The organism is Candidatus Hepatobacter penaei, assembly GCF_000742475.1.
Classification (GTDB): domain Bacteria; phylum Pseudomonadota; class Alphaproteobacteria; order Holosporales; family Hepatobacteraceae; genus Hepatobacter; species Hepatobacter penaei.
In genome coordinates this window covers 79877-90290 of the sequence record NZ_JQAJ01000001.1, presented here as the reverse complement: position 1 = coordinate 90290, position 10414 = coordinate 79877, and the positions used below count along the sequence as shown (strand labels likewise).

The window sequence follows — 10414 nt, the reverse complement described above, 5'->3', positions numbered from 1 at the left end:
ATGTGCGTTTTGACGTAGGGGTTTTGTTCAGCCCCGAGACGAGGGATTATTGTGAGGATGCGCCTTATCATACACCGCGCGCATGTGCGTCAAAGAAACATCGGTATACACCTGCGTCGAATTGAGCGAGGCATGACCCAAAAGTTCTTGAATATGCCGCAGGCTGACCCCCTCGCCTAAAAGATGGGTGGCAAAACTGTGCCGCAAGGTATGCGGCGTGACGCGACCTGTAAACCCCAAGTGCCCACGCAATACCGCCATAATCTGCGCCACACGCGTGGGGTGCAGCCCTTTTCCCCGCAGGCCCACAAAAAAAGGCGTCGTGGCCGTCACTATGTGCGGGATTTTCTGACGATAACGAGACAGCGCCTCATGCACGGGCTGCAGCAAGGGCACCTGTCGCTCTTTGTTCCTTTTCCCCACAAAACGAAGGCACAACCCTTTTTGCCACGCGGGGGGCACATCACCGTGGGTTAAGGACAAGGCTTCAGCAATCCGCATGCCTGCGCCATAGAGCAGCAAAAAAAGGGCTTTATCCCGAGCTTGTTGCCACGTATCCTCCGGAAGATCTGCCAACGAAAGCGCTTCTTGGGTGGCCAATGGACGGGGCAGAGAGCGTGGCGTCTTCATGGATCCCAGTCGTGAGAGGTTGTGAGCCGCCACCGAAAAATCAAGCCCAGCCGCCGGGCCTTCAGGCGCATCTTCACCCTCAGGTCGCGCAGCTTGTTCACGCGAAGAAGGATCAGCGGGGTTGGGCACATCGTGCTTCATGGCATTCTTCACAGTATCCCTCGTGGTGTGCCTCATCACAGCCTTCAACGGAGGATGGCCAGAGGAAGGTGTTAAGGCCGAAGAGCTGACAGTCAGGTCTTGCTGGCTATCTTTGAGAAAGCGAAAAAAGGTTTTCAGCGCCGATAAACTACGGGCCCGCACACGCGACCCCACCCCCTCTTGATGCCGGGCCGCTAAAAAAGCACGAAAATCAGTCACCGCCAGGGACGCCAGCATGGCGCCACTGACCGTCTCTCCATGATAATTCTGTAAAAAGAGAAAAAATTGCTTGAGATCCGACACATACGTCACCCAGGTTTTGGGAGAAAGACCGCGCTCAATGGTGATCCATGCCTCAAAAGCCTCAATCTTATCCCCCACAAAGGCATCGCACAAATGCCGCAAACAGGCAGAAGAAAGAGGTGTGCGCGGTGCCTTACTCATGCTGGCCTTAAGGCAAACACGTGGCCCGCAGCTCTGGATAATGGGGCACAATGGTTTCCAGGCCCTGATCCGTCATGGGGTGCGCGTGCAAGGCAAAAAAGATGGCCGCCGGGCACGTGGCAATATCTGCTCCCCGTAATGCCGCCCCTTCGGCATGCTCACGCTGACGAATAGACGCCGCTAGAATCTCTGTGTTCATACCGCCCATATCATAGGCAATGCGTATATCTTCAATAAGCTGCAGCCCATCGCCGCCTGAGGCCTCAAGACGACCAATAAACGGCGATATATAGGCCGCCCCTGCTTGCGCCGCCAGCAAGGCCTGCGCCACAGAAAAACACAGGGTTACATTCACAGGAATATCTTGCTCAGACAAAAGTCGGCAGGCTTTCAGACCTTCCGTGGTCAAGGGTACCTTCACCACGATATTATCGGCCAGAGAAGCAAAATATTTCCCCTGCGCCACCATCTCGTCTGCCTTTTCTGACAACACTTGCAGGTTAAAGGGCCCTTCCACCACCTTAGCCATGGCCGTAAGATCGGCAAAAGAAAGGTCTGACGATTGAGCCAACAGGTGAGGATTGGTGGTCACACCTGCCAAAAAGCCTGTTTCATGCGCGCGGCGAATATCGGCAGGAACAGACGAGTCAAGAAAAAAACGCAAAGGACACTCCCATGATGATGCGATGATTGCTGACCATTCTAAATTTGGTGCCTTTAAAAAACAATCTTTCTCTCAGCATTTTCAGCATGCCCTCCCCCTCACGCTCTTGCGCTCCACCTTTTTTCCCCAAAAGCCAAACCATTGTTTTTTATATGTGCACCTCACGCAAAAAAGTGGTAGAATAGAGATGAGCGTGTATGGTGCGTCTGTTCACCATGTTCCTTCGCCATTGTGTGGAACGATGGGTGACCAACCGTAACCATCACCAGCGATACGGGCGCCTCGCCTTATGAGCGTGCCCATGATAAGGGAGACGTGATGATGACACATGCTATTACTGGAAAAAATATCGACCTTGGGCCCACCTTTCATCAGTATATCGAAACTGAGCTGATTAAACTGAAAGAAAAATATCACCTTAAAGATATCGACGCACACGTCATTTTTGAAAAGGCGCCGCATCACAAATTTCATATGCACATCATTTTTCCCATCAACAAAACGCATATATTAAAAGCCCACAGCGAACATAGTGAAGCTTATCAATCTGCTCATGATGCCTTCACGCAAATGGGGCGTAATATTCAACGCTATAAAAGACGTCTTCATGATCATCACAAACATCATGACAATCACAAATTTCCACGCAAAGACCAAGCCTTGAGTGCTTAAAAAGCCTTAGCGAACCCAGTGAACGCGGGGGGCTTTCAAAAACCGGCCTTCCGCGTGCACGTTTAGGCGTCGACAAGGATGGCACGCACCCACATGACATGCAGGCATGCAAAGATTCGACAAAAGCATGAGGAAACCTTTGCCGTACACCTTGCCTGGATGCATGCAGGTGTGGCTTTTATAAGGGGCCAAGCCTTGCGTGTTTTTTTTGTTTATACCCGGATGTAGGGATCTTTTGCTTTTTTATGCGGCCTCCTTGTTTGCTGCGCTTAAAGAGATGAAGGTGCGACGACTCTTTTTTTACCTATCATTTCTTGCACATGCACAGCACAGGGAAAGAGATGTCATTTTTTGAAAAAAATATGATTAAGTAGCTGTATTTAAAGGTTTTTTTACGCAAAAAAGAGATTCTATAAAGAGAATCTCTCGATACCCTTTTGACTGTTTTCATGGCTATGTTGTGTACTCAAATTAACTGCTATTCCCTGCGCGCCTTGGCGCGGCATTGCATGTGGTGCTCTGTATGCAATTGTGCCCGCTTATCTTACGCCCACCCTTCAACGCGTTATGCATATTTTGAGGGAATGCTGGCTTTTTCTTCGCTTGTGGCGCTGCTGCCCCATACGCCCTCCCACACCTTTGTGTGCCTGGCTTTCTTGATGTGGACATCGCTTTTTTTTCTTGATTTTACCCCCCAAATTCGTTTAGATAAGCACGTACCTTTTGGCCATAAGGGCAAGGGGTTTATTGTATCAAAACAAAGGATCTCAGGGTTGCTGCAAAGGACCCCGAGCTTGCTGAAGGAGAACATATGAGCACGAATCGCGTTGTTGGCATAGACCTTGGTACCACCAATAGTTGTGTGGCCATGATGGTTGATGGCAAACCCAAAGTTTTAGAAAATGCGGAAGGGGATCGCACCACCCCGTCTGTGGCGGCCTTTGCCAAAGACGGCAAGCGCCTGGTGGGGCAACCGGCCAAGAGGCAAGCGGTCACCAACCCAGACAACACTTTTTACAGCATCAAGCGCCTGATTGGGCGGCCGTATGATGATGCGATCACGCAAAAAGATAAAGAGCTTGTGGCCTATAAAATCGTCAAAGGCGACAAAGGCGACGCCTGGGTAGAAGCCAACGGCAAACCCTATAGCCCCAGCCAGATCAGCTCGTACATCCTGCAAAAAATGAAGGAAACAGCAGAAAAGCACACCAGCGGCCCTGTCACCCAGGCTGTGATCACGGTGCCAGCTTATTTCAACGATGCTCAGCGTCAAGCCACCAAAGATGCGGGTAAAATTGCAGGGCTTGAGGTGTTGCGCATCATTAACGAGCCCACGGCGGCAGCTTTGGCCTATGGCCTTGAGAAAAACAAGGGCGGCAAGGTGGCTGTGTATGACTTAGGCGGCGGCACCTTTGACGTCTCTATTCTTGACATTGGAGAAGGTGTGTTTGAGGTACTCTCCACCAACGGTGACACCTTTTTAGGGGGTGAAGATTTTGACCAAGCCATCATCGATTTTTTGGCCGAGACATTTAAAAACGAAAATGGCATTGATCTGCGCAAGGATCGCATGGCCCTTCAGCGCCTAAAAGAGGCGGCTGAAAAAGCGAAGATTGAGCTTTCCAGCACAGAAGAAACAGACATCAACCTTCCCTTTATCACGGCGGATCAAAACGGCCCCAAGCATCTTCAAGTCAAGCTTACACGTGCTAAACTTGAGAATTTGGTGGACGATTTGATTCAACGCACCTTGGTGCCCTGTGAGAAGGCCCTCAAAGATGCCAAGCTGAACAAAGGGGATATCACTGAAATCATTCTGGTGGGCGGCATGACACGTATGCCCAAAATTCAGGAAGCCGTGAAAACCTTTTTTGGCCGTGCACCGCACACGGGCGTGAATCCTGATGAGGTGGTGGCCATCGGCGCCGCTATTCAGGCCGGTGTGTTGCAAGGTGATGTGAAGGATGTGGTGCTGCTTGATGTCACGCCCCTTTCCTTGGGCATTGAAACGTTGGGCGGTGTGTTTACCAAGCTGATTGACCGCAACACCACCATTCCCACCAAGAAATCACAAACATTTTCCACCGCTGAGGACAACCAGCCCGCCGTGACCATTCGTGTGTTTCAGGGTGAACGTGAAATGGCGGTGGATAATAAGCTCTTAGGCCAATTTGACTTGGTGGGTCTGCCCCAAGCACCGCGCGGTATGCCTCAAATTGAGGTGACGTTTGATATTGACGCCAACGGCATTGTGCATGTGTCAGCCAAAGATAAGGCCACCGGCAAGGAGCAACAAATCCGCATCCAGTCCTCAGGCGGTCTCTCGGAAGAAGATATCGAAAAAATGGTGCGTGATGCAGAACAACATGCTGAAGAAGACAAAAAACGGCGTGCGCTGGTGGAGGTGAAAAACCAAGCCGAAAGCCTGGTCCACACCACAGACAAAAACCTGAAAGAGCATGGGGATGCCCTTGAGGTCGCAGATAAAGAGTCCATCACCACAGCGTTGGAAGACGTGAAAAAGAATCTTGAAAACCAGGATGTGGACGCAGAGGCGCTGAAGAAAACCGTGGAAGAGCTGACACAAAAGTCGATGAAATTAGCCGAGGTGATGTATAAGGCGGAGCAAGAGAAAGCCAAAGCCTCTTCAGGCGATGCGCCATCTGGCGACGCATCTGAGCCAGAAAAGCCGGAAGAAAAAGTGGTAGATGCTGATTTTGAGGATGTCTCCACGAATAAAAAAGCTGATGGCGCTTAAGGGGCAAAGGCACAAACAACGCCACACCCTTTTGAGGGGCCCCTTGAGCAACGTGTCTCTTGCGTGCCTGCCTTGATTGAATGTTGTCATCTGGTGAAGCCTTCCTTACCTTAAGGGAGGCTTTTTTCTTTGTCACACAACGTTTCTAGATGCGGTGTTTTGTCGGCCAATGCAATGTTTATGGACCTAGCATGGGTAGGCTCAATAGACCACCGTGTGTGAGCCAGCGTTTTTGTAGAACAGTGTTTGCAAACGCAGCGTTTATAGGACCAGCGTTTGCCATCATACTCCTAAAAAAGCTTTATACGCCTGACCTTTTGCCCATGACGTTCTTGAACATTTCATCTCCCCCTCTCATCCATGCTCGCCTTCGTATCTCGCGCTCTTACCTCCCTTTTTTTGCTTCCTTTTTTGGCTTCCTCTTCTCACAAAAACACAGAAAACGAAGGCGTTCTGGGCCAGAGACCCACATGTTTATTAAAAAAACAACCCGCGTTTATGACTTTTCTCCACCTCATCATGGATGCAGACCCGCCAAAGAGATGGTCATGTTTTACCGAACACTCTTTTGACTGCACACCACAAACAAGAGCGAGCCTCATGGAAAAAACGATCCTCATGAAAACGTGTATTTTGTGTGTAACCCCAGAAAAACAGGGATATCCCACGCAAAAACATTGCGTCAAAACAGGCATAGACCTAGAATGAGCTTTATTTACAGTCAACGCCCTTTTTTTACTGTCATTGCCTTTGTCACAAATAAGTCTAAAAATTATAATAAAAAAGAGAATAAAAAATAATGTAACCTTTATTAGAGAATCAAAAAGCATAAATTTTGTCATTAAAATACTAAAAAATATATTTTTCTTGAAATATAACTTTATTAATAATAAAAACAGACTATAAGGAAAAACATGTCGTTTTTTTCAGAAAAACAGAAAACAATAGAGGTATGGTTCGTTTTGGCATTCTTTTTTCATAATATTCTGGTCAAACTCTTGTCACAAAAGTAGGGGGTTTTTTTTATGACTCGCTCAGATTTGATAAATCGACTTTGTCAACTGCACCCAGAAATGGATCACCAACTTATTGAAGGTGCTGTTTCTATTTTTTTTCTGGAAATTGTCAGCACACTTCAGCGCGATGATCGTGTTGAGCTTCGTGGACTTGGCAGTTTTTGTTTACGCAAACGTGAAAAACGCATGGCGCGCAATCCCAAAACAGGGGAACCCGTGCCCGTAGAAGAAAAGTGGATTCCCTTTTTTAAGGCTGGCAAAAAGTTGCGCTTGGCGATTAATCAAAAATCACCATCTTAACCGCGCATCACGACTTGTTTTCTTTTGTTCTCGCGCCTTTGCCTGTTAAAGACCTACGCATGTGAAGGCAGGTTGTGCACTTCCGCGTTGATAGGCCAGCAGCTTAGGATCCACAATAAACGTTGGGGAACCGATAAGGGTTGTGGCATTCTCTTCTTTCTTGTAGGATGTTTTTGTTTTTTTTGGACAAAATTATCTGAGGCTCTGTGCAATACACATCATCCACCACAAGGGCCGTGGTGTTGTTTTTCCCGATCAAAAAAAGTATCCCCTTGGATACGTTCTCGGACAGATCCCTGAGCACCGTCTTGAACACACACGTTGACACACCTTTAGTTTTGAGCACAAGCGCCAAGGCACGGGCTCAGGCCACACACCCATGATGTATGCCCGACAACACATAGCTGGTCATCCCACCCACCGAAAGGCCACACATAAAGCCCCCTCGCTTCATCAAAAGATTGTACAATTTTTTATTTCTCTGATTGCTCCGCCTTTTCTTTTTTTGGCCATCTTTTTATCTATCTTCTTCTATCTTGCCACCAGCACATGGTTTGACAAAAAAGTCACAGGCGCCATTTTAGAAGCTCAAAAAATCACCAAAGCCTATCTCAATGAGCACAAAGCCGTTATTAGGCAAAATGTTGACTTATTTTCCCAAGATATCACAGACGCCTTGCCTCATGTTATCCATAACCCTGTTGTATTAGACAAATTCCTCACCCTGCAGGTGGGATTACGAAGTTTGAGTGGTGCTATCCTTCTTAACCGCGAAGGTAATATCTTGGGGAAATCTCAAGTTGTCTTGGGGCTTGAGCCCTATCAAAAAAAAGAAACCGCCGCTTGGCCCCGCGTTCCAGAAGAAACAGCCAAAACGTATGAGACCTTCATCCATATCAATCAAGAAAAGACCATGTTCATCACCACCCGTGTCATTAATCCTGATGTCTTACTGATAACCAGTCGCCGCATAGACCCAGACGTGCTTAACAACATTCATAGGACACAAAAGGCCTTCCATGCCTATTCCCAACTCATCAAACACCGAGAAACCATGATTTTGTGCTGTGTGTTTTTTTTCATTCTGTTGATGTGCCTCACGCTGGGCATGGCTATTGTGTGGGGCCTGCGCCTCTCACGCATCATTCTCGTTCCCATCCACAACTTAATCCATGATGCAAGAGCCATCTGCGCCGGCCGACTTTCTTTGAGCAAACAAGCACTCCCCCCCCCAAACGCCTGATGAGCTGGCCTTATTGTACCAAACGTTTAGAAATATGGCTGCCGACCTTTTTCATCAGCAAAAAGAACTGAAAAAGGCCTATAACGAGCTCACCAAACGCCACCACATGTTAAAAAGCATTTTGGCCAGCATATCGTCAGGGGTGTTGGTGTTAAATCATCAAAAAAAAGTGACCCTCACCAACAAAAAAGCACGCAAACTGCTGAACATGAGCCATAAAAAGCTCCAAACAACATGTTTTGAAGACATCTTTCCAGGTGGTGGAGAAATCATAGAAAGCCAAGATGCTAACTGTCAGCAACTCTCTTTGAGGGTGAGTGGACAAACCTTGATTGTAAGGGTTCAAGCCACGGCCCTGGATGGCGGCAAAACCTTGGTTACCTTTGAAGATATGACTGCCTTCATCAACAGTCAAAAACAGGCCACCTGGATTGACGTAGCACGCTATCTCACCCACGAGATACGTAACCCCCTCACCCCCATACAGCTGTCAGCAGAAAGAATTGGCAAACTGCTCACACACCCCCCGTGCGATATTTCCAAAATGAGTCACTCAATTAACATCATCATCCGGCAAGTCACGCACCTGAGCCATTTGCTTAAAGAATTTTTCGTGTTTGCCAAACCCCCTGTTTCCCACAAAGAGTGGGTCGATGTTGTGCCCCTCATTCACCAAATCATGGAGCTTAAAAAAGCCATGGCACCCAGCATTTTGTGGGAACTGCATGGCCCCACCTCTCTTCAGCTTTATTGCAACCCCCAACAGATACAACAGGTGTTTTTGAATATTCTCAGAAATGCGGTGGAGTCTATTCAAGAAAAAAGTGCCACATGCACCGTGCAGGGCGCGATTCATATTGAAATAAAGCAAGGGCCTGATCATACAACCATCTACATCTCAGACAATGGGTTGGGCCTTGATGCCTCTTTCCAAGATCAGATGTTTGAACCCTATGTCACGAAAAAAAACAAAGGCATGGGTCTGGGTCTAGCCATTGCCAATAAAATCATTCAAGAACATCAAGGCACTATCCGCATGACACGCCATACCTCAGGCGGTGCTCAGTCTATTCTGCGCTTTCCCCAGAACAAACAGGTCCGATCTGCTTGATTTTTAGTCAAAAAAAGAACATGCTGCCGGTCAAAAGATCTTTTTTAGATAAATTATGCCCCGCCCCCCCCTATTGGTTGTGGATGACGAGCCAGACATTTGCGCTACCATCAAAGATCTACTCGAAGATGCGGGGTACCAGGTATGTGCCACCCACTCAGCCCGAGAGGCCCTTAACGCCTTGGTTCATTTGCCGCCATTAGTGGTATTACTTGACGTGTGGCTTAAGGCTTCGGATGGTTTTTCTCTTCTCAAACGCCTCACACGCTCGCACCCGCACACGCCGGTCATTTTGATGAGTGGACACGGCACCTTGGACATTGCGGCACAAGCCATTCAAAAAGGAGCCTACGATTTTATTGAAAAACCGTTTCATACCGATCGTCTTTTGCTCGCGATTCAGCGTGCGCTGAGAGAAAAAAAATTACAGCACGATAGGCAAAGGCTCACCACATATACCCACGACACACCTCTATTTGACCATACCAAAGGCCTGCGAGCTGTGCATCATCACTGTACGGCGCTGACGCGCCATATCCACGCCATGCTCATTGAAGGGGAAGCGGGCACTGAAAAAAGCCGGCTCGCCCACTGGATACACACCCACTCCCCCGAAACAGTCCACGGGCATTATGTGGAAGTCCATGCGCACACCCTTGATCCCCACACCTTTGATGACACGTTTTTAGGGCGAGAGGAACCACATTTTGGCCTTGAGCAGTGCGGTTTGGTGGACCACGCCTTTTCGGGCACCCTTGTGATCAAGCATGTGCACCAGCTGCACCCACGAATACAAAAAAAATTGACACACCTGATTCAAACCATGACCTTTACACGTTCATCTGGCACATCGCTTCCACTGCAAACCCGCATCATCGCCACCACAAACACACCGCTTGATCGGGAGGTGACGCGCACAACATTCAGCCAGACACTGTATGACCGCCTCCAGATGCATCATGTGCGCATTCCTCCCTTGCGCATGCGGAAAAAAGACATTAGCGCCCTGGCGCATCACCATCTCCACACCCTATGCACACGGTATGGACAAAAGCCACGGAGCTTGATGCCTGAGACTGTGACGGCCCTTGAAAGCTATGCATGGCCAGGGAATACACGAGAGCTCAAAAATCACCTTGAACGATGTCTTTTGCTGACAGATCCGGATAATGAGGCCCCCTTGGTGTGTCCCTCTCCTGCACCCACATCTCACCCCCAGGCTGCCTCCTTCCTCCATGACTATTTACGGATGCCCCTTAAACAGGCGCGAGCTCACTTTGAAAAAAAATATTTAATGGCACAAATTGAACGGTTTGATGGCAATATACAAAAAACGTCACAATTTGTAGATATGGAACGCTCTGCACTTCATCGAAAAATACGTATGCTACGCTCAACAACAACGGCTCAAAAAACAGGATAAAGGGAACAGCAT

8 protein-coding genes are annotated in these 10414 nt (G+C 48.4%); 6 read left to right on the top strand and 2 right to left on the bottom strand.

What is annotated here, in order from left to right:
- Positions 1 to 27: 27 nt before the first annotated feature.
- On the bottom strand, positions 28 to 1215 hold the full coding sequence (locus IG82_RS06790) for a tyrosine-type recombinase/integrase (RefSeq protein ID WP_052545535.1): 1188 nt from the start codon (positions 1213 to 1215) through the stop codon (positions 28 to 30).
- A gap of 7 nt (positions 1216 to 1222) precedes the next feature.
- The gene (locus IG82_RS0100550; RefSeq protein ID WP_031933754.1) at positions 1223 to 1879 is read right to left on the bottom strand and encodes a transaldolase family protein; all 657 of its coding nucleotides are present in this window, start codon (positions 1877 to 1879) and stop codon (positions 1223 to 1225) included.
- A 318-nt stretch (positions 1880 to 2197) separates the two neighbouring features.
- Between IG82_RS0100550 and hpf the strand changes: the two genes are divergently transcribed.
- The 6 genes from hpf to IG82_RS0100475 all read left to right on the top strand — a co-directional run bounded on the left by hpf (position 2198) and on the right by IG82_RS0100475 (position 10402).
- Positions 2198 to 2551 (top strand): ribosome hibernation-promoting factor, HPF/YfiA family, encoded by a 354-nt coding sequence (gene hpf, locus IG82_RS06785; RefSeq protein WP_052545534.1) that lies wholly within the window; start codon positions 2198 to 2200, stop codon positions 2549 to 2551.
- Positions 2552 to 3362: 811 nt separating this feature from the next.
- A complete protein-coding gene (gene dnaK, locus IG82_RS0100520; protein ID WP_031933751.1) occupies positions 3363 to 5309 on the top strand; it encodes a molecular chaperone DnaK in 1947 nt (648 codons plus the stop codon).
- Between the two features lie 1025 nt (positions 5310 to 6334).
- Complete coding sequence (locus IG82_RS0100495; protein WP_031933749.1) at positions 6335 to 6625, top strand: HU family DNA-binding protein; 291 nt, start codon at positions 6335 to 6337, stop codon at positions 6623 to 6625.
- Positions 6626 to 7004: 379 nt separating this feature from the next.
- Positions 7005 to 7868 (top strand): hypothetical protein, encoded by an 864-nt coding sequence (locus tag IG82_RS0100485; protein ID WP_156095272.1) that lies wholly within the window; start codon positions 7005 to 7007, stop codon positions 7866 to 7868.
- A 34-nt stretch (positions 7869 to 7902) separates the two neighbouring features.
- The gene (locus IG82_RS0100480) at positions 7903 to 8979 is read left to right on the top strand and encodes a sensor histidine kinase (protein ID WP_031933746.1); all 1077 of its coding nucleotides are present in this window, start codon (positions 7903 to 7905) and stop codon (positions 8977 to 8979) included.
- Between the two features lie 55 nt (positions 8980 to 9034).
- On the top strand, positions 9035 to 10402 hold the full coding sequence (locus IG82_RS0100475; protein ID WP_031933745.1) for a sigma-54-dependent transcriptional regulator: 1368 nt from the start codon (positions 9035 to 9037) through the stop codon (positions 10400 to 10402).
- The last annotated feature ends 12 nt before the right edge of the window (positions 10403 to 10414 follow it).